The 19,748-nt window shown below is 45.7% G+C and carries 21 protein-coding genes; all 21 read right to left on the minus strand.

Features of this window, described 5'->3' with window-relative positions; all coding sequences use genetic code 11:
• Positions 1 to 225 precede the first annotated feature (225 nt).
• A complete protein-coding gene (locus ACUN27_RS22685; protein ID WP_315949288.1) occupies positions 226 to 657 on the minus strand; it encodes a DUF2487 family protein in 432 nt (143 codons plus the stop codon).
• 72 nt (positions 658 to 729) lie between these two features.
• Positions 730 to 1,797, minus strand: a complete 1,068-nt coding sequence (locus tag ACUN27_RS22690) for an LCP family protein (protein WP_315949287.1) — start codon at positions 1,795 to 1,797, stop codon at positions 730 to 732.
• Positions 1,798 to 1,946: 149 nt separating this feature from the next.
• A complete protein-coding gene (locus ACUN27_RS22695; protein WP_127451411.1) occupies positions 1,947 to 2,135 on the minus strand; it encodes an IDEAL domain-containing protein in 189 nt (62 codons plus the stop codon).
• A gap of 174 nt (positions 2,136 to 2,309) precedes the next feature.
• Positions 2,310 to 3,464: a hypothetical protein gene (locus tag ACUN27_RS22700; protein ID WP_315950371.1), complete on the minus strand. Its 1,155-nt coding sequence runs from the start codon at positions 3,462 to 3,464 to the stop codon at positions 2,310 to 2,312.
• A gap of 139 nt (positions 3,465 to 3,603) precedes the next feature.
• Positions 3,604 to 4,185, minus strand: a complete 582-nt coding sequence (locus ACUN27_RS22705) for a histidine phosphatase family protein (protein ID WP_326062982.1) — start codon at positions 4,183 to 4,185, stop codon at positions 3,604 to 3,606.
• Between the two features lie 50 nt (positions 4,186 to 4,235).
• Positions 4,236 to 4,865 (minus strand): anti-sigma factor family protein, encoded by a 630-nt coding sequence (locus tag ACUN27_RS22710; RefSeq protein WP_315949283.1) that lies wholly within the window; start codon positions 4,863 to 4,865, stop codon positions 4,236 to 4,238.
• 7 nt (positions 4,866 to 4,872) lie between these two features.
• Complete coding sequence (locus tag ACUN27_RS22715; RefSeq protein ID WP_189014316.1) at positions 4,873 to 5,454, minus strand: RNA polymerase sigma factor; 582 nt, start codon at positions 5,452 to 5,454, stop codon at positions 4,873 to 4,875.
• Positions 5,455 to 5,890: 436 nt separating this feature from the next.
• Positions 5,891 to 6,748, minus strand: coding sequence for a polysaccharide deacetylase family protein (locus ACUN27_RS22720; RefSeq protein WP_315949282.1), 858 nt, complete (start codon positions 6,746 to 6,748; stop codon positions 5,891 to 5,893).
• 171 nt (positions 6,749 to 6,919) lie between these two features.
• A complete protein-coding gene (locus ACUN27_RS22725; RefSeq protein WP_315949281.1) occupies positions 6,920 to 8,008 on the minus strand; it encodes a prephenate dehydrogenase in 1,089 nt (362 codons plus the stop codon).
• A 23-nt stretch (positions 8,009 to 8,031) separates the two neighbouring features.
• A complete protein-coding gene (gene hisC, locus ACUN27_RS22730; RefSeq protein ID WP_315949279.1) occupies positions 8,032 to 9,132 on the minus strand; it encodes a histidinol-phosphate transaminase in 1,101 nt (366 codons plus the stop codon).
• Positions 9,133 to 9,356: 224 nt separating this feature from the next.
• Positions 9,357 to 10,166 (minus strand): tryptophan synthase subunit alpha, encoded by an 810-nt coding sequence (gene trpA, locus ACUN27_RS22735; RefSeq protein ID WP_315949277.1) that lies wholly within the window; start codon positions 10,164 to 10,166, stop codon positions 9,357 to 9,359.
• A gap of 3 nt (positions 10,167 to 10,169) precedes the next feature.
• Entirely contained in the window at positions 10,170 to 11,366 is a 1,197-nt protein-coding gene (gene trpB, locus ACUN27_RS22740) for a tryptophan synthase subunit beta (protein WP_445559628.1), read from the minus strand.
• Positions 11,363 to 12,061: a phosphoribosylanthranilate isomerase gene (locus tag ACUN27_RS22745; RefSeq protein WP_445559629.1), complete on the minus strand. Its 699-nt coding sequence runs from the start codon at positions 12,059 to 12,061 to the stop codon at positions 11,363 to 11,365. The genes trpB and ACUN27_RS22745 overlap by 4 nt, the downstream gene beginning before the upstream one ends.
• 15 nt (positions 12,062 to 12,076) lie before the next feature.
• Positions 12,077 to 12,883, minus strand: coding sequence for an indole-3-glycerol phosphate synthase TrpC (gene trpC, locus ACUN27_RS22750; protein WP_315949273.1), 807 nt, complete (start codon positions 12,881 to 12,883; stop codon positions 12,077 to 12,079).
• Complete coding sequence (trpD, locus tag ACUN27_RS22755) at positions 12,873 to 13,913, minus strand: anthranilate phosphoribosyltransferase (RefSeq protein ID WP_315949271.1); 1,041 nt, start codon at positions 13,911 to 13,913, stop codon at positions 12,873 to 12,875. Before trpD ends, trpC begins: the two co-directional genes overlap by 11 nt.
• Before the next feature lie 27 nt (positions 13,914 to 13,940).
• Positions 13,941 to 15,488, minus strand: coding sequence for an anthranilate synthase component I (gene trpE / locus ACUN27_RS22760; RefSeq protein ID WP_315949269.1), 1,548 nt, complete (start codon positions 15,486 to 15,488; stop codon positions 13,941 to 13,943).
• A 289-nt stretch (positions 15,489 to 15,777) separates the two neighbouring features.
• Complete coding sequence (gene aroH / locus ACUN27_RS22765; protein WP_157319999.1) at positions 15,778 to 16,164, minus strand: chorismate mutase; 387 nt, start codon at positions 16,162 to 16,164, stop codon at positions 15,778 to 15,780.
• Complete coding sequence (gene aroB, locus ACUN27_RS22770; protein ID WP_445559630.1) at positions 16,154 to 17,263, minus strand: 3-dehydroquinate synthase; 1,110 nt, start codon at positions 17,261 to 17,263, stop codon at positions 16,154 to 16,156. Before aroB ends, aroH begins: the two co-directional genes overlap by 11 nt.
• Before the next feature lies 1 nt (position 17,264).
• Positions 17,265 to 18,428 (minus strand): chorismate synthase, encoded by a 1,164-nt coding sequence (gene aroC, locus ACUN27_RS22775; protein ID WP_315949267.1) that lies wholly within the window; start codon positions 18,426 to 18,428, stop codon positions 17,265 to 17,267.
• Positions 18,429 to 18,667: 239 nt separating this feature from the next.
• A complete protein-coding gene (locus ACUN27_RS22780) occupies positions 18,668 to 18,832 on the minus strand; it encodes a hypothetical protein (protein ID WP_167053794.1) in 165 nt (54 codons plus the stop codon).
• A 95-nt stretch (positions 18,833 to 18,927) separates the two neighbouring features.
• Positions 18,928 to 19,713 carry a CheR family methyltransferase gene (locus ACUN27_RS22785; protein ID WP_315949264.1) on the minus strand — a complete coding sequence of 262 codons (786 nt, stop codon included), beginning with the start codon at positions 19,711 to 19,713 and terminating at the stop codon, positions 18,928 to 18,930.
• Positions 19,714 to 19,748 lie beyond the last annotated feature (35 nt).

Genomic DNA, 19,748 nt, shown 5'->3' on the forward strand with positions numbered 1-19,748 from the left:
CTCTATCACGTGTCGTTCGACATTACACTACATAACTAGGACATTACTAATAATATCCTACGACTACTAGGTCGTCAAGAATCCAGAACTCCTTTTGAGCCATTGAAAACTTGGCGTTCGGACAAATTTTAACGAAATTGTCACAACTTTTTGGCAGCCAATGTACGCCATTACTTCCCTTATCCTGTGCAATTTTTTTTCCAATAATACGCTTACCAGCTAAAGTTAATCACTATGCTGCCATAAGTGCTGAACTTGCTTAGAAATACTTGATTTGATCTGTTCAGCTTTGCTCTCCCACTGCTCCATGTCGACAGCAATCAACAAATCGGTTTGATCTGCCTTCCAGCTTGCAGCTTCCGTATGTATGGTCAGTACGATGACATAGCGGAATCCCATCCTTTTTAAATGAATGGAAAGGGCTTCTAGCTGGTCCCTTATGCTCACCGCCGTCATATAATGAAGCGCCGGGTACGTTACTACCCTACCTTTGTATGGAATTTCGATGCTTTCCAGTGCATCTCGGAGCTGTTCCAACGCCAAAGTTACTTGCGCGGGGTCTTCGAATCCGGTCAACCCCGTTACTGGCAGCAAACATGTGTCCAAGTATGGTTTTAAATCGTACCATTCTTGCGCAGAAATCTCATTAAACTTCAACCGTGCTTCCCCCTCTATCTTTTACCAAAAATGCATTTGCTATGTAGCAATAGCCATCGCTTCTTGTACACTTTAATCTGTCTGCAAATAGCTGTCAATTGAACTGTCGATTGAACTGTCATTCAAACTGTCCGTTTGACCGCGCAGTGCTTCCAGCGCTTCCTCCAAATCCTGCTGTTTCACGACCACGTAGGGACTTTCCCATGTCCCATCCAGGTGAATGTACTGGACATTAGCTGGCTTATAGTCACGGTACGATTTGGTTAATGTGCGAAGTTCATCCGCCGGGATGTCTGTTTTAATGGAACTTCCCATAATATCGAGCACCTTCCCCCACGCGGTTACACCATTCACTGAAGTTAATTTATCAAGTAATTCATTAAGCACAAACTGCTCTCGCTGGTTCCTCTCCAAATCTGACGATTCTGCTGTACCCAAATTCGATTTGCGATAGCGAATAAAATCAAGCACTTGTTTGCCATTTAAGCGCTGCATGCCTTTTTTCAAATTGATATTTGTTCCATCACTCTCATCTTGGTATTTCATATCCATATCAACATCAACCATCATACCGCCTAACTGATCGATAAGCTTGCGGAACCCATCGAAATTAATAACAGCCATATGATCAATCGGAACTTGATAAATCCTGCTGAACAACTGCTTCGTTTCATCAAGAGCCGTTTCTTTGTTCTTATTATAGTTATACGCATAGAAATAATTAGCTTTATGGGAGGTTTCTAAACCGGACTTTTCTGCAGATACTTCAAGGTCTCTAGGAATCGATACTACTGTACCTTGATGAGTTACCGGATCTACACGAAAAAGCATCATAACATCCGTATTTAACGATCCTTCGCTGCCTGACCGCTCGTCAATTGCCGTTAATAGCAGGGTAAGCGGTTTCTCTTCCTTCTCAATCGTATCGGATGTTTGGGACGTCTGCGATACAGGGTAATCGCTTGTATGGATTTCATTTGCAGCAGGTACGATAGGAGCCGCTATTTGATCCAAGGCATGATTCCATTTATTCATCAGAAAAGCGGCATAGCCGGATGCTGCCCCGACAACGAGTAAAGTAAATAGAAGAAACGATGATAAAACTTTCCGTTTCCGCATGGTTTTCAAGAGCTTTCTCATTTGTATTCTCCTTTTGCGTCGCAATATAGTCTAAATAATCGACGTATGGAGTAACAAAATAGTTCTTTTTTGTCATCTTTCCAGCAAAAAAAGACATGTGAAATGGTTTCACATGTCTTTCGTCCCTATTGTGGCTGCCACCACGATCATTATCCTGAAGATTGCAGCATTTTAAGCTCAGATGTAAGAGCAAGGAATGTCGGTTGATCCCCTTTTGCTAATGCAAGATCAATCTCTTTGTAGAGATTCTGTTCTTTATATTTGCGAATGGCATCATCCCAAACCATTTCCGCGAAAAGTGCCAGCAGCGCGTTGTTAGATACATTCATTTTTCCCATGAGACCTACCTCCAAATGTGTACGCGGTTTGTCAGGAGCTTCTTTTTCGCAAAAACATGAAAGTCCGTTCCTAGGTGTCTGCCAACCCCTGTGTGCTCCTACTTTTATCATATTCACTCCGTACATTCGCGCTTCGTTCAAAAGCCCGCTTGATTAGGAATGTGTCTTTACCTACTACTTGCTATCCCCTTTGAACCTTGCGCTCTCTTGGTCCAGAAAAAGGACAACCTTGTCTTCTTCTGCAACAAAAGTACCTTGAATCACTTTAGAGCCCATCTTAGTCGCCTGCACGACCATGCCATTCTCATGATCTTCTCCTATACGTATAAGCCCAAGATGCATCATCATTTGTAAAATACGCTGTTCTACGATGGATTCCGAACTGTCATAATAAAATGGCTTGACCAATTTACATAACACTTCGCTTAAAGAGGCTAATGTGACCCACTGACCGCTTAGGCGGTCAACCCATCCCGCGAGACTTTGTACATTGGGAATAGGGTTCTTATAGAGCCTGAGCCAGAATTTATACACATCCGCCAGATTCTCTTTTTTCCCTTCCAGCAAACGTGCTTTCCCTTCCTCCGTCAAACTGAGCACTTGACCTTGCTCGCTGATTAACTGCCGATAATAGCAGTAATCATAGATGAATGAAAATCGGTTCGGATAGTCTTTAAACATACGGCCATATCCGAAGCGCCAAGATCCTTTGGACACCATTTCCTCCTGCACAGACAAGCGATCCAGTATTTGCTGAAGCTGCCTCTTGTACATGGATCCTTCAACTGTTAAAGGCAATTCCTGCACCTGAGAAAGGAACGTCAAAAAATGAAAGATATCCTCAATAATGAGTAATTGTTCATCCCGATAAACATTAGGCTCAGGAGTCAGTTTCAAACTCTGTTTGAACTGTCCCGTAAGCACATCGCTGAATTTCCGTTTCAAATCATTTGGCACATGAAACAAAAATTTGGTTTGTTGGGAATACCCATTAAACAACCAGCCGAGTTTCTTAAATTTAATGACCATGTCGCGGGGATTCCATTCAACTGATTCATCTTTCTGAAACCGTGACTGTTGAACTCTAGCGATCAGTTCTTCAATACTGAATGCGTTGCGAGGATCGAAGAGGAGAGAATTCAAAAATCGGATGTCCTCCAAGTTTAAGCTTTGAATATGCTTCTCGAAAATCTCTCTGCGCAGGGCTGTACTCAAAATCGACTGAATCAACTCGTTTTTTGAATGGCCATTGCACTCACACTCATATGTGTTAGCGATTCGGCCTAGCTCGTGGATATCGGCGTAGCTGAGCATGTCCGCTAGGTTCATTTCCATCTACATCCCCCATTTGGCGAAGCTTTCAGCTCCGTGGTTTCTAGTAACCATTATGGGAATTTTTCCCGAAAATATTCCAACCCACGCAAAAAAAGCATGACCCATTAACAGAGTCATGCTTCTTATTTCACAATTATTCGTGTACGATTTCCAAATGAGATAAACAATTGTACAGCTGCAGCTCCCACCCTTTTTCCTGGCGCAGCAGAATAGTTAGAGACGTATTTTGCAGGAATTGCTCGCTATCCATACGCAAAACTCTGAGCACCTGCACAATGAATCCGCCGTGTGAAACCAATAATATCTTCTGCTTCGGATAGGCCTCAAGCAGCTCACCTTCTAATTCGGACCATCGTTTCCATAGATCATCATCCGACTCCTGACCTAAATCCTGAAGCTTCCATTCTGGCCCCCAACGTTCTTCTCTTTCTGCTACAGTAGTTCCTTCAACCTGACCATATCTCCGCTCGCGAAGCCGGCTATCCGTCCCGATAATCGGGATTCCTGATAGCTGTGACACGATTTGAGCTGTTTCCTTCGCTCGTTTCAGATCACTGGAGATGATCCCGTCCCAGGATTCGCCGGCTAATCGGATTCCAAGCAACCTGGCTTGTTCTCTTCCTTCATCCGTCAAATCCGTGTCCAACTGCCCTTGCAGCTTCCCTAGGCGATTCCATTCCGTGCTTCCATGCCGGATAAATCCAATCGTTGTCATTACCAATTCCTCCATCAGTCAATAAAATGAAAAATGCCCCTTCCGGAGCACTAAGCTTTTGTTCGCGATAACCAGTTCATAATAATAATTGTTGCAATTAGACCCAAGATGGATACAACAAGCAAATAATGCGGATATGAATGAATCGGCCCTACATGGAATCGCAACGGTTCCATAAAGCTAGGGTTTAGGCTAGCTACGGCATCTACCATCTTATGGCCATTCATCGTTTCTGAGCCAGTCGACTTCATAGCTTGCGGCGCTTGCAAATCAAATAGCGTATTGTCGGCCGCAGCTATCGACGACTTGGGCGTACCGTCATAGACAACAGCGAATAAAAAGCTGAATACGAATAACGCTAAACAAAAAGCAATGACAGCCGTAAGGTTGCGGCGAAGCTTGTAAGAGATCGTATACATGCGCTCGGAAACCGGAATACGCCATGATTCATCCTCATAAATTCGACTCATGACCTTGCCTGAGACCATCGGTTCATAATCAGGAAGTTCGCTCTCGATTGCAGCAGTACGTATGAGGATCGTACTTTCTTCCCAAATCTGAAATTCTTCCGCACATTCGGCGCATGATGCAATATGCTCATCCACCGCGGTACGTCGCAGGTCATCATTCGGCAAGTCCCAATAAACCCCAAATAATTCCTGGATCTCACTACACTTCATCGCTGTTTCATCCCTTCGATTCTTCGAATATCGGTTCACTGAAGTAAGGGTCCAACTGTAGCTTGACTGATGCTCTAGCCCTAAATAAGAGAGACTTCACCGAGCTTACGGTTTGACCTAAAATGTTGGCGATTTCCTGATAATCCATCTGATCATACTCTCTTAATATCAAAGCAGATCGTTGTTTCTCCGGTAAACTGTTAATCGCATCTCGAACCATCGATACTTTCTCGTTACGCAGCATGGCTTGCTCCGGCATGGCATCAAACGAAGCATGGGGCGTCAACCCGCTTTGCTCTAACGAGACTTGCACACTTTTATTTTTGCGCAGCTCACTCAAAACTGTATTCCGGGCAATTGTATACAACCAGGTAGAAAAGGAGGCTTCAATTTCGCGAAAAGAGTGCAAACTGCGATACGCTTTATAAAACGTTTCGTTACACAAATCTTCAGCAATAGCTTCCATTTGTGTACTTTTGAGCATATGAAAGATGAATGCAAGGATTTTACGCTCGTAACGACGCATAAGCTCGTTATAAAGCTGAACATTTCCATCCTTGATTTCTCTGATCAACTGGGAATCGGTCATTACGTGGCGACCCTCCTAACGGTTCCCGGGTACCACTCCAACTGCTCATACATGTTGTACTGCAATTAGAGTGAAAAGTTGCGTTCATTTGTAAAATAAATGTGAAAGGATCAATATGTAAATTATGACCTATTAAATTCTTCTCGATGAATTGCGAAATTCCTGCTCCATTCGACAATTTGTTGAAAAAAATTCACATTCCATGCTTGTCTGTTGAAAGCAACAACCCACCCTATCCATTATATATGAATATCAGAAAAATATGGTATTTATGAGCAAAAAAAAAACCGCCAAATTGGCGGCTGCACTTATGGTGCGATTATCGGATAGGAGTGGAGAGAAACCATACTGTACTTTTATTATATGTATACGGTTTCATTCTGTCAACACTTTTTTGAAAACGTTTACCTTCTCTTTTTTAACATGAAGAAATGCTCTATTTCAGTTGATTCCTTATGGATTGATTAATTAAATTATTAATGGAATGAGGCCGAATATATGGGCTACCTGCATTAATACGCGGAATCTGCATCGGATCCGTTTGTTTGGAAGTTAATCCCGCTTTGGTCGTGAACGCATATTTAACTCCAACTTCATTCAGATAGGAAATGGTGAAATCATCATAGCTGCCAAACGGGTAAGCATAGGAATCGATAGATTTAGCGCCATCCAACTCTCTAAGTTTTGCCATACATGTCTTCGTATCCGCAATAACCCTTTGCTTAAGATCTTCCTGAGTCTCGGTTACGCCATTCGTTGTCATTCTGTTGTTCAACATCGGCTTGCCATCTTTCATTGCGTGCAATTGATCCGAATGAAGTTGAAAATCAATATTTGAGAATTCTTTTCTCATTTTTCTAATTTGATCCCTGGACAAGGATGGCAGCAACGTCGCTGTCGGGTTATCCAAATCTTTGGTAATCACAAAATTCACGGCTGGTATACGCATTTTTTTGAGAATAGGATATGCATTCGTATAAAAACTTTCATACCCGTCATCAAAGGTGATTAGTACAGCGTTATCCGGTATTTTCGCCCCATCTTTCATAAAACTCTTAAACTGATCCATCGTGATAAAATTGTAGCCTTGACGCTGTAGTGCACCTAGCTGCCGCTCAAATAATTTGGTTGAAATGGTCACAGAACCCTCAACCTGATCATCGATGTGATGATACACGAGAACAGCAACTTCCTTTGAGTAGATGACATTGTTCGCACTTACAAATGAGGGGAAAAAATTAACAAAAATAACAATAACAATCAACGTGCTTTTTAACATCATCCACAGCTTCATCTCGTTCGCCCCACACTTAGAAGTTTGTAATATTAATATGAACGATGTCATTATAGCACGAAGTTTTTTATTTGAGAATTGATTTCAACAGAATAAAAAATAAGCTGATTTCTTCTCTTTTGGGACGTTCTACAAGAGGAGAAATCAGCTTATTTGTGCGTACAATTTCAGCTATACATGAACCGCGTAAGGCCCGCTCAGCAGCTCTGAGGCGCGATCGGCATCTTCCTGATTACGGAAGGATAAACGCAAAATACCAGGCACATCTTCGCGGCTCTCAATAATTTGAATATTGCTCAAATTAATTCTAGCATTACCTAATAGTGTTGTAATTTGACCAATAATACCGGGATGATCCGGAATATCAACATAAATATCAAACAATGATGTGATCATGCCTTTTCTGCGCTCAGGCAGTTGGCTTCTGAATTCACCGGCAATCCGGAATTGTTCAACAATTCCCTCGCCATCACTATTCTCAATGAGTTCAATAAAACGAGAAATTTCGAGATTCCAATCCACAAGCAATTTGAGCAGCACCTGTCGATTATTCACTAAAATATCCCGCCAAATCATCGGCTCGCTTGAGGCAATGCGCGTGATGTCTCTGAAGCCCCCCGCAGCCAGATTCTGATACAACGGGTTGGTTTCGTTATATCCTCTGACTTGGTTAACCAGCGCAACCGCAATAATGTGCGGCAAGTGACTGATCGCACCAACAATATCATCATGCTCCCGTGCTCCGACCTGCACGATTTGTGCTTTCGTCGTCTTAAGCAGCTCGGTTAAGCGGTCAACCTCTGCCTGTGGTGTACCCTCTGCCGGGGTTAACACATAGAAGGCATTTTCAAAAAGATGCGAAGATGCTGCCTCAACGCCGTGACGTTCGGAGCCTGCCATTGGATGACCGCCAATAAAGAAAACACCATCTTTTACTATGGTTTCTGCGCTTTCCGTAATGGTTGCTTTCGTGCTCCCCACGTCCGTGATGATACAGCCTTTCTTGAGCGGAAGATTCATCAACTGCTGAACATATTCTTCTAACATCCCAACCGGCACGCAGAGAAAAATGTAGTCAGCCCCGTCTACCGCCTCAGCCATATTCGTTGTTGCAGCATCAACCACGTTTCGTTTGAGCAGTTTCTCAACCGATTTCGGATTCGGAGAATGGCCGACAACGGTAAAACCCGGTTTTCCTTTGTAACATAAGGCCAGTGAACCGCCGATAAGCCCTACACCAAATATCGCAATTTTCGTCATAAGAGATCAACCTTTAATTTGTATTAGGCTTGAACAGCAACCTCAGCAAGCACTTGCTGCAAAGCTGCAATGAATTTCTCATTTTGTTCACTTGAGCCGATGGTAACTCGGATGGACGTCGGGAAGCCAAGCATATGTCCGCCACGGACAATAATGCCTCTGCGCAGTAAACCATTAAATACTTCTGCCGCAGGGCGTCCGACATTCACCATAACGAAGTTACCGTGTGCAGGGAAAGCCTTTAACCCCATTTCGTTAAACTGCTCCGTTAAATAATTCAAACCTGCTGTATTCGCTTCGCGACAGCTTGCGATGAAGTCTTGGTCTTTAATCGCGGCTAAAGCAGCAGCTTGAGCAAATCTTGTCGTGTTGAAAGGCTCACGAACTTGATTAATGGATCGGATCACATCCGGGTGCCCAATGCCATAACCGATTCGTAAGGAAGCCAAACCGTATATTTTCGAAAAAGTACGCAGTGCGATGACATTGCGATACTGACCAATCAGCTCGATGCTATCCGGGAATTCTCCCGTCGTATTGTACTCGCAGTAAGCTTCATCCAGAACGACCAGTACATGCTCAGGAACTTTGGCTAAAAAGGCTTTGATTTCCGCATCCGTATTCATCGTGCCTGTTGGATTGTTCGGATTACAGATCCAGACGATCTTCGTGCGTTCAGTAATAGCAGCCAGCATGCCGTCCAGGTCGTGAGTGCCATCCTTCAATGAGATCTCGATGGATACAGCTCCCTCAATCTCACAATTGTGCTTATATTGCGGGAAGGTATGAGAAGCCATCACCGTTTCATCGCCTTGTACGAGGAAAGCGCGTGCCAGCATAAGAATAACCTCATCAGAACCTGCACCGAAAATGAGTTGATTCGTCGCGACGCCAAGATACTCAGCCACTGCTTCTGTCAGCTGAACAGCCCCGCCGTCAGGGTACAAGCTGATGTTAGCGATTTCCGCTTCAATCGCCGCTTTTGCTTTTGGCGACGAGCCAAATGGATTTTCGTTGGATGCGAGTTTAATCACTTCCGTTAATCCCAGCTCTCTTTTTACTTCTTCAATAGGTTTACCCGGTTGATAGACCGGCAAATGTACAATCGTTTGTTTCGGTTTCATTGGTAGCCACCTCATCAATTAGTTGTCCGAATTTTGTAATTGTCCCACAAAACTAGTACTGTTGTAAAATGTGGTTCCTTTTTATGTAGAAGGAATATTGCTTTAGCCACTCATTAGAGACAAATGTCTCAATGATCAACACATAATAGTGTACTGCTTTAACGCTTAACAGTAAATAGGTAATTTTTAAAAATCCCCCTAGACTAGTGTCTAGAGGGATTTCATTATCTGCCTTTTAGCTGGCCCACGAAGCCGCCAATTTGCTGTAATCCTTCTGGATGAGCAGCATCTTCTTGGAAATGGTGCAGCGCGCTTTCAATCGTGCGGACAATGGCACTCCCCACAACAACTCCGTCACAGAGCTTCTCGAACCGCTGAACCTGCTCCCGGTTGGAAATACCGAATCCGACAACGATCGGCACTTTCGCCGCTTCTCGCACCGTAGATAGAAAATCTTCAATCCCGCCGAAAAATTCAGCCCGTTCACCGGTTACACCAAGTGAGGAAACACAGTAAACGAATCCACGAGCTCCGGCTGCGATACGTTTCACACGTTCATTCGAAGTCGGCGCAACCAATGGAATCAAATGAACACCATACGTTTCTGCAATCGCTCTCGTCTCACTATCTTCTTCTAACGGTAGATCTGGAATAATAATTCCACTGATTTCATTTTCCTGCATCGTTTTGAAAATCCGTTCCAGTCCGATTTGCAGAACAGGGTTGTAGTAAGTGAATAGAATGAATGGCAGCTTGGATCCCCTGCTCCGCGCCTGGCGAGCAACATCTATCACATCAAATATCGTAATCTTACGAAGCAGCGCACGTTCAGAAGATCGTTGGATGACAGGACCATCTGCTAGAGGATCTGAATATGGAACACCCAGCTCGATTAAATCGGCACCTGCCCGCTCCATTTCAAGAATAAGCTCTAAGGAAGCTTCAATCGTTGGATCACCAATGGTCAGGAAAGGAATCATAGCTGTTTCCCCCCGCTCTTTAAGCTCAGCGAAACGCTTATCAATTAGGTTCATCGCCTATTCCTCCCCTGTGCCCAGATAGCTCATAATGGATTCCACATCTTTATCGCCACGGCCAGACAGGCTTACGACAATAATTTGATCCTTGGACATCGTTGGAGCTAGTTTTACTGTATGTGCAATCGCATGAGCGCTCTCTAAAGCTGGTATAATACCTTCCGTACGGCTTAGCAATTGAAGAGCGTCAAGCGCTTCCTGGTCAGTAATCGGATAATACGTAGCACGCTCAATATCTTTCAGGTAAGAATGCTCCGGTCCGATACCAGGGTAGTCCAACCCCGCCGAGATAGAGTGAGCCGGCAGTACTTGCCCGTATTCATCCTGCAACAGGTAGCTAAGCGAACCTTGAAATACGCCAGGTGAGCCTTTGGTCATCGTAGCGGCATGCTCTTCCGTATGGATACCGCGTCCAGCAGCTTCAACGCCGATGAGTTTAACCGTTTCATCCTGAACAAACGGATAAAAAATCCCCATGGCGTTACTGCCACCGCCTACGCAAGCAACAACGGCATCCGGCAACCTGCCTTCGGTTTCGAGAATTTGCTCACGCGATTCGTCACCGATAATGCGCTGAAAATCACGGACCATCATCGGGTAAGGATGAGGCCCTGTAACGGAACCCAGGATATAATATGTATCCTGTACATTACTGACCCAATAACGCAGTGTTTCGTTGCACGCATCTTTCAGAGTACGAGTTCCTGAAGTAACCGGAATGACTTCAGAACCGAGCAGTTTCATCCGAAAAACGTTCAATTGCTGTCTCTTCGTATCTTCTTCGCCCATGAATACTTTGCACTCAAAGCCCATCAATGCAGCGACCGTTGCCGATGCAACACCGTGCTGACCTGCTCCCGTCTCAGCGATGATTTTCTTTTTTCCCATCTTTTTCGCAAGTACGGCTTGTCCGATGGTGTTATTAATTTTATGAGCGCCTGTATGATTCAGGTCTTCTCGCTTTAAGTAAATTTTGGCTCCACCCAACTGCTCAGAGAGTCGCTCTGCGTAATATAGGGGAGTTGGTCTGCCGGAATATTGCTTTTGCAAATAACGAACTTCAGCAATAAATTCAGGGTCGTCTTTATATTTCTTATAAGCTTCTTCCAGCTCCGTCAAAGCATTCATCAATGTTTCTGGTACGTAACGGCCGCCGAATTTGCCGAATCTGCCGTGTTTATCAGGTACTTGCGTCACTTTCCGGTCACCCTTTCCACAAATGCGGTAATTTTCGCAATATCTTTCACACCATCTGTCTCTACACCGCTGGACACATCCACGCCGTCAGGACGATAGGCTTCCACTAGTTGATCCACATTGTCAGGCTGCAATCCACCTGCTACTAGCAATTTGACACCTGCTTTACGAGCCCACTCCTGATAAACAGGGATACAGTCCCAGGCAAAAGTTTTCCCGGATCCTCCCCCATATACAGGGTCAAAAGTATCAAGCAACACGGCATCAACCGATCCGATATACGGATCCAGCTGAGCAGCTACTTCTGAGCTAGACGGAATTTTATTCTCTGACTTGGAAATGGATACAGACTTGAACACTTGAACATCGAACTGTTCACGCACCCATTTACAGAACTCAGGAGTTTCCTGACTATGCAATTGAACGATATCAAGGGGAGCAGTCGCCATGATTTCCTTGAGCTGCTCTTGACTCGGATTCACGAACACGCCTACTGTTAGTGGCACGGAAACACCATGATCCGCTTCATGTCTCAAGTAGGAAATAAGCTCCGCAGCCTTGTCTGGCTTAACTTGACGCTTGCTTGGAGCAAAGACCAATCCAATATGATCAATTGGCAAATGTATGACTGATTTTAACACTTCAACGCTTTGAAGTCCACAGATTTTAACCGTTGGCATCGTGTCTGCTGGCATCCTATTCGCCTCTTTCTAAACCGTCTGATTCGTTGTATGCACAATTGGCCCCATCAGATCGTGAACCGCTTGCTCAACAACAGGCTGGCGCATGAAATGTTCACCGATCAACACGGCTTGCGAGCCGATCTGCTGCAGATAGGCCATGTCTTGGACGGATGAGATTCCACTCTCACTGACGATGGTTTTGCCTGCCGGAATGTATTGAATCAACTCTTCTGTTGTTTTCAAATCGGTAACGAACGTCTTCAAGTTCCGGTTATTGATCCCAATCATTTGGGTGTCCAGTTCGAGCGCACGCTCCAATTCTTCACGGTCATGCACTTCAACCAACGCATCCAAACCAAGATCACTTGCTAGCTTGAGATATTGCTTCATTTGGTCAGTCGTCAAAATGGCCGCGATCAGTAAGATCGCATCTGCCCCAATCAAGCGCGCTTCATAGATTTGTTTCGGATCGATCGTGAAATCTTTCCGCAGCAAAGGCACATTCACCGCTTGGCGTACAGCTTTCAAATACGCATTGCTTCCTTGGAAATAATCCACATCCGTAAGCACCGAAATGCAATCAGCGCCTGCCCGTTGATAGGAACTAGCCAACAATACCGGATCAAAATCCTCGCGGATCAAACCCTTGGACGGAGACGCCTTTTTGACTTCGGCAATCAATCCCATGGCGCGATTTTTACGTGTTGTCAAAGCTTTTTCGAAACCTAAGCAAGACGGCATCTCGGAAATGGTTTTCTCCGCTTGCGCAATGGAAAAGCTGCTCATTGCTTCAACTTCAGCTCGTTTGGTAGCAACAATTTTATCAAGAAACATGGCATAGTTCTCCTGTGAAATGAATTAAGTCGTTCAACTTTTGTTCCGCACGGCCCGAATCGATAACGTCAGCCGCAAATTTAACCCCTTGCTGAAGGCTTCCAACGTGACCTGTCACATAGAAGCATGCGGCTGCATTTGCAAGGACGATATCGCGATGAGGCCCTCGCTCGCCGGCAAAAATATGACGGATGATTTCTGCATTCAGTATCGCATCTCCACCGCCTACATCTTTAATACTGTGAGCCCGTAAGCCAAGATCATCAGGTGTAATGGAATACGTGCTAATCCGATCTGCTTTCAGCTCCGTCACTTTTGTCGGCGCCGAAATGCTGAATTCATCCAGTCCGTCTTCGCTCGCTACAACCAAAGCCCGCTTCAGCCCTAAAGCTTGCAGCGCTTGCGCGACTAATTCCGTCTTCGTGCGATCGAACACGCCCAGCACTTGACGATCCGCTCCCGCAGGATTCGTAAGCGGGCCGAGCAAGTTGAATACCGTACGGAAGCCCAACTCTCGGCGAGGTGCCGCGACATGCTTCATGGATTGATGATAGGCTTGCGCAAACATGAAACAAATGCCCGTTTTATCCAAGCATTTCGCAGCCTGCTCGCTGCTTAGCGTAATCTTCACGCCAAGAGCTTCCAGCACATCCGCGCTGCCGCTTTTGGACGACATCGCTCGATTGCCATGTTTGGCTACACGAATGCCCCCCGCTGCAGCAACAATCGCCGCTGTCGTCGAGATATTGAACGTCTCCGCTCCATCTCCGCCTGTGCCGCATGTGTCCAGCAGATCATGCTGCCGCACATTCACCTGGATCGCTTTGTTTCTCATAGTTTCAGCGAAACCTGTAATCTCTTCCAGCGTCTCCCCTTTGATGCGAAGAGCTGTCAGCAGACTGCCGATTTGAGCCGGTGACGCTGCGCCTTCCATAATTTCCGACATGACGCCGCGCGCTTCCTCCCTGGAAAGATGGCTGCCGCTAATTACTTTGCCAAGTGCTTGCTGTATCTGAAAAAGTTCACTCATGACGTTATTCCTCCTCTACTTCTTCCCTTAAGAGTTAACAAAGTAATCTTTGTTAATATCGCTTACAGGCCTAGGCTCTGGACTAAACATGGCTTCTGCCATTCGAATCGATTTGAGCAAAGCTGTCGCTTTATTCACAGTTTCCTGGTATTCGCTTTCCGGAACTGAATCCCACACAATTCCCGCGCCTGCTTGCACATAAGCTTTGCCGTGTTTGAAAACAATCGTCCGAATCGTAATGCATGTGTCCAAGTTCCCCGAGAATCCTAGATAGCCAATAGCCCCTGCATAAGTCCCGCGTGCTTCAGGCTCCAGCTCAGCAATAATCTCCATAGCTCGCAGTTTCGGCGCTCCAGACACCGTCCCCGCTGGCATACAGGATAGAAAAGCATCGAAGAAATCTTTATCTTTTGCAATTTTTCCAGATACGTTGGAAACGATATGCATGACGTGTGAGTAGCGCTCGATATCCATGAATGTATCGCACTTCACCGTGCCAAATTCCGATACGCGGCCAATGTCGTTACGGCCCAAGTCCACTAGCATCAAGTGTTCAGCACGTTCTTTCTCATCCGCTAACAGCTCTTTTTCCAAAGCTAAATCTTGTTCCGGTGTCTTACCACGCGGCCTGGTTCCGGCAATCGGGCGTGTTTCTACTTTTTCCTCTTCAACCCTTACAAGCAGCTCCGGTGATGTGCCAACGACGACTTCATCATCCATTTTGAGCACATACATGTAAGGGGATGGATTCATCGTACGTAGCACCCGATACACCTGCAGCGGTGAGACTGTAGTTTCCATCTCAAAACGCTGTGACAGCACAACCTGAAAAATATCACCGGCACGAATGTATTCCTTCGCTTTATTCACGTTGGCAATGTATTTTTCCTTCGTGATATTCGAACGAATGTCGCCAAGATCCGGCTCCAATACAATCGGATTGTGTGTCATCGTCTCCGTGCCGAGCGGCCTTTTAATCTTCTCGATCGTTGCATCGATTTTCTCACAAGTCGCGTGATAGGCTTGAGCGATTTCTGCATCCGTTGCAAAAGGCTTCACGTGTACGTTAGCAATCACTTTGATTTGCTGTTTGAAATGATCGAAAACGATAACTTGATCACAGAACATGAATTGAATGTCGTTCATTTGCAAATCATCAATTTGATGAGCCGGCAGCTTCTCATAGTATTGCAGAAGATCGTATCCAAAGAATCCGACAGCGCCACCCGTGAACCTCGGCAGGTCCGCAAGCTGAGGACTGGAGTAGGATCTTAGGTACGCCTTCAACACATCAATGGGTTTCTCATCCGTAACCTTGTTCTCGGTTTGTGTTTCAACGACCGTCTTCCCATGCTTCGCCTTAATCATCAGGAAAGGATCGCTTCCAATGAAGGAATATCGTGCCCATTTCACGCCGCCCTCTACGCTTTCTAACAGGAACGCACGCTTCTCTTGGTACAAATGTTGAAAAACACGAATCGGTGTTTCTGTATCGGCTAATAGATGACGCACCACAGGAATAAGGTTATAGTCTTTGGATAGTCGAATCACTTCTTGAATTTCAGGTGTATACATGGTTACATCCCCTCTCAGCTTGTGAGCCTTCCGTCGTCTTACGAGGTGCTCCAAACTCTAATTGAATAACAAAAAAGCCTCTACCGAAGTAGAGGCTGGCTTTTAGTTTCATGTAGAAGATTAAGAAGAATATGAAAAATAAACGTTGAATGTATGACGAAACAAACGTCTCCGAATGAGTCGTGTTCATCTGCATACAATTCCATGTTTTCATTCTCATCTCAACTGTGCTCTGCTCTACTCAACTAAACTCTGCTCTACTTACCTAATCTCATCTAACTCCACTATACTACCGTGCAGCTTCATTTGTCAATTTAACAATATCAGGACGAAGTGCTTTTGCTTCTTTTAAATAAATATGGTTGATTTCCGATTGGCTCTTCGTCGTGTTCACTTGAACCATGAGTCGGATACATTTAGGCAATGAATTTTCAACCGGAACTTCCAATGAACACATTAACGGCACCAGTTCCCACCCAACCATCGTACGAATGGCCCGCGCGGGGAATGTTGCTGTAATGTCTTCCGTCACTGTAATAAAAACCGAACAAATATCCTCTGGGCGAAAATCATTCGCCTCTACGATGGCACGAAGCAGTTCTCCGGTAGCGGTCAAAATTTCTTCCGCTTCATTGTGTTCAACTGTCGTTGCGCCACGAATTCCCCTACAAAACATCGGCTACACTCTCCCCTTTCAGAAGCTCGACAATTTGTCTGACTTGCTCTACGGTAACATCCTTACGAATTTCGACTTTACCGATTTCCATAGGAATAATGTAGACCATAGTGCCTTCTTTGAATTTCTTATCGTGCATCATCGCGCTCATAATGCTATCCGTGTCCAAATGAGGCGGAACGCTGACAGGCAGTCCGTATTTCAAGAACAGACCCTTGGTTACTTCAAGGATTTCCGCCGAATACCCAAATTCCTGGGCAAGCTTGGCAGCCCCGACCATACCAATTGAGATTGCTTCCCCATGAAGAAGCTCGCCATAACCAGCTACCGCTTCCAAGGCATGACCAATCGTATGTCCTAAATTTAAGATGGCGCGCAAATCGTTCTCCCGTTCATCTTGAGAAACGACAATCGCCTTTACTTTACAGCCTATATAAAGAGCATAACTGAGCGCTTCTGGATCAAGAGATAGTAACTTCTCCGCATTGTCGTCACACCACTGCGTGAAAGCCGCGTCCCAGATCAAGCCATGCTTGATCACTTCGGAGAGGCCCGCCTTCACTTGACGCGGCGGCAAAGTCAGAAGCAAGTCGATGTCGAACAGAACGAGCTCGGGTTGGTGGAACGCCCCGATGATGTTCTTCGCCATCGGGTGGTTTACGGCAACCTTGCCGCCGACAGAACTGTCGTGGGCAAGGATTGTCGTCGGGATCTGCACGAAGCGGATCCCGCGCATGAAGCTCGCCGCCGCGAAGCCGGCGAGATCGCCAACCACGCCTCCTCCAAGGGCGACGATCGCAGAACTGCGATCAAGGCCCGCCTGGAGGGCGGTGGTCACAATTCCCTCGAGCTGCGCGAGGGATTTGGAGGTTTCGCCTGCGGGAACGACGCAGGACGTTGCGGCGAAGCCGCCTTCGCGGAGCAGCGCCATGACGCGCTCCAGGTGCAGCGGAGCCACCTCGCTGTCGGTGACGACGAGCAGCGGTGACTTGCGGCTGAGCTTCGCGCGGTCGAACAAAGCCGTGATATCGTTCAGGACGCCTTGACCAATGTAGATCGGATAAGAACGTTCGCCAAGCTCTACCGTAAGCTCTCTCATATTAGTAGTTCTCCACTTGTTTCAAGAAGTTGTTGAGATTCGCACGAATTTCCTCAATGGAGTCCCCGCCGAACTTATCCAAGAAGGCATTTGCCACTTCCCAGGCAATGACATTCTCCATAATGACGCCCGCTGCCGGGACTGCGCAAGTATCGGAGCGCTCAACCTGCGCTGTAAATACTTCTTTCGTATCGATATCAACGCTTTGCAGCGGTTTGTAGAGTGTCGAGATCGGCTTCATGACACCGCGAACGATAATCTGCTCGCCAGTCGTCATCCCGCCTTCGAATCCGCCTGCACGATTCGTTCTGCGTCTAAAGCCGCCTTCCTCTGTATATAAAATTTCATCATGGACATTCGATCCTCTGCGCTCTGCAGCTTCAAACCCAATTCCAAATTCCACGCCTTTGAACGCTTGAATAGATAATACCGCTTGCGCAATTTTCCCATCCAATTTGCGATCCCATTGAACGTGGCTGCCCAATCCTACCGGTACGCCTTCAATAATGACTTCAACGATACCGCCGAGTGTGTCGCCATCCTCTTTGGCAGCGTCGATAGCTGCGATCATTTTGGCTTCCGCTTCTTTGTCAACAACACGTACCGGTGATTCCTCGGTAATGGCAATCAACTCGTCGATTGGAAGCTCTTGACGCTGTGCTTCCACATCCCCAATTCGGATGACTTGTCCAGCTACTTTGATTCCGAACTCTGCCAGCAATTGGCGTGCTACAGCCCCAGTCGCTACGCGCATGGTCGTTTCGCGGGCGCTTGAGCGCTCCAAAATGTTGCGCAGATCTTTTTGATTATATTTCAGACCGCCGTTTAAATCGGCATGGCCTGGACGAGGACGGTTCACGCGGCGCTTGCCTTCGTTATCCTCTTCGACCGGCTCAATGCCCATGACGGTTGTCCAGTGCTTCCAGTCATTGTTGACAACAACTAACGCTATCGGAGCTCCCGTTGTTTTGCCATGACGAACACCGCCGGCAATCGTAGCCGTATCTTTCTCGATTTGCATCCGACGACCACGGCCATACCCTTTCTGACGTCTATGTAATTGAAAATTCAAATCCTCAAAGTTAAGGGTTACATTACTCGGAAACCCTTCAATAATCGCAGTGAGCTGCGGTCCATGTGTTTCGCCAGCCGTTAAATATCTCACAATCCGTTACCCCCTATAATTTGGTGAAGCATTTGCGTATAAGTGCTGTCAAGGTGAAGTTATTACCCGTTCAACTTGAAATGGTTTCAAACGCTTTAGCGCTTTGACGCGCGATTATCTTTTAGTCATTATAGTATAGGTACTCTGGTTTGGCAACAGCACAAACGCAAAAACACGCTTTGCATATAAGGGCTATTCCCTTAGGCGCAAGCGTGTTAACATCTGCTCAGGAGCAATGGTTACCCGTGCATGGGCTGCTTTTGGACAACTCTTGGAAGTTCTGCCATTTGTGGGTCATTCATCAAACCCATGATTTGCGACGAATCTACTCCCAAAATTTGTGCACATTCCTGAATGGAGATCATTCCCCTGCGATAAGCCGTTATCACTTTGCGTTTGTCCATAAGAGCCCCCTAAGAGTTGCCTCATTTTTATGTATTGTACTCATTAACGTTCACTGAGTTTTGCTACATCTTAGTATTGGAAGATATGGAAGATCTTATACACCCTTTTTTCGATAAAAGAAAGTATCAGCCGGTTCTAAGTCATATTGCCCTGGTGAAAAGATTTGCTCAGTGGACCCAACGAATAGTAATCCTCCTGGCTTCAATGCTTTTGAAAATTTCTGATACAACACATGCTTCGCTTCTTCAGTGAAGTAAATAATCACATTTCGGCATACAATCAAATCGAACCCGGTATCAAACGTATCGACAAGCAGATTCTGCTTTTGAAATTTAATTGGCTTTTTCAGTTCATCTGAAACATGATACATGAGCTGATCTTGCCGAAAATATTTCTTCACATACTTCTCGGGTACATCTCGCAAGGAACGATCGAGATAGGCCGCTTTGCGCGCTTTATCCAGGGCACCCTCATCGATATCCGTCGCTAACAAATGGACATCGTTCAAGGCCCCTTGCTCCGCCAGAATCATGGCTAACGTATAAGGCTCCTCACCTGTTGAACAAGCAGCGCTCCAAACCTTCAGTCGTCGATTCTTTTTGAGCATTTCGGGGATGAATCTTGATTCCACCAGTTCCCAACGATTCGGGTTCCGCCAAAACTCGGAAACATTGATTGTCATCCGATCCAGAAATTCATAAAAGAGTTCTTTATTTTTCATCATGGCATCAAAAAAGGAGACAAACGTTTGATAACCACGTTTCATTCGAAGTGTTGTCAGACGTCTTTTCATTTGTGCCTCTTTATAAAGAGCAAGATCTATGGACGTATGTTCTTTTACTTTTTTTATAAATAATAAAAAATCCTGATCTTCTTCCATGCTGCCCACCCACCTTGGTCGTTGTCTAAATAACA

Source organism: Paenibacillus sp. WC2504, assembly GCF_052682475.1.

Coding starts and splice junctions, on each gene's coding strand:
- ACUN27_RS22690 (WP_315949287.1), bottom strand. CDS start 1,797: ATGAGAAAGCTCTTGAAAACCATGCGGAAACGGAAAGTTTTATCATCG.
- ACUN27_RS22695 (WP_127451411.1), bottom strand. CDS start 2,135: ATGGGAAAAATGAATGTATCTAACAACGCGCTGCTGGCACTTTTCGCG.
- ACUN27_RS22700 (WP_315950371.1), bottom strand. CDS start 3,464: ATGAACCTAGCGGACATGCTCAGCTACGCCGATATCCACGAGCTAGGC.
- ACUN27_RS22705 (WP_326062982.1), bottom strand. CDS start 4,185: ATGACAACGATTGGATTTATCCGGCATGGAAGCACGGAATGGAATCGC.
- ACUN27_RS22710 (WP_315949283.1), bottom strand. CDS start 4,865: ATGAAGTGTAGTGAGATCCAGGAATTATTTGGGGTTTATTGGGACTTG.
- ACUN27_RS22715 (WP_189014316.1), bottom strand. CDS start 5,454: ATGACCGATTCCCAGTTGATCAGAGAAATCAAGGATGGAAATGTTCAG.
- ACUN27_RS22720 (WP_315949282.1), bottom strand. CDS start 6,748: ATGAAGCTGTGGATGATGTTAAAAAGCACGTTGATTGTTATTGTTATT.
- ACUN27_RS22725 (WP_315949281.1), bottom strand. CDS start 8,008: ATGACGAAAATTGCGATATTTGGTGTAGGGCTTATCGGCGGTTCACTG.
- hisC (WP_315949279.1), bottom strand. CDS start 9,132: ATGAAACCGAAACAAACGATTGTACATTTGCCGGTCTATCAACCGGGT.
- trpA (WP_315949277.1), bottom strand. CDS start 10,166: ATGAACCTAATTGATAAGCGTTTCGCTGAGCTTAAAGAGCGGGGGGAA.
- ACUN27_RS22745 (WP_445559629.1), bottom strand. CDS start 12,061: ATGCCAGCAGACACGATGCCAACGGTTAAAATCTGTGGACTTCAAAGC.
- trpC (WP_315949273.1), bottom strand. CDS start 12,883: ATGTTTCTTGATAAAATTGTTGCTACCAAACGAGCTGAAGTTGAAGCA.
- trpD (WP_315949271.1), bottom strand. CDS start 13,913: ATGAGTGAACTTTTTCAGATACAGCAAGCACTTGGCAAAGTAATTAGC.
- trpE (WP_315949269.1), bottom strand. CDS start 15,488: ATGTATACACCTGAAATTCAAGAAGTGATTCGACTATCCAAAGACTAT.
- aroH (WP_157319999.1), bottom strand. CDS start 16,164: ATGTTTTGTAGGGGAATTCGTGGCGCAACGACAGTTGAACACAATGAA.
- aroB (WP_445559630.1), bottom strand. CDS start 17,263: ATGAGAGAGCTTACGGTAGAGCTTGGCGAACGTTCTTATCCGATCTAC.
- ACUN27_RS22780 (WP_167053794.1), bottom strand. CDS start 18,832: ATGGACAAACGCAAAGTGATAACGGCTTATCGCAGGGGAATGATCTCC.
- ACUN27_RS22785 (WP_315949264.1), bottom strand. CDS start 19,713: ATGGAAGAAGATCAGGATTTTTTATTATTTATAAAAAAAGTAAAAGAA.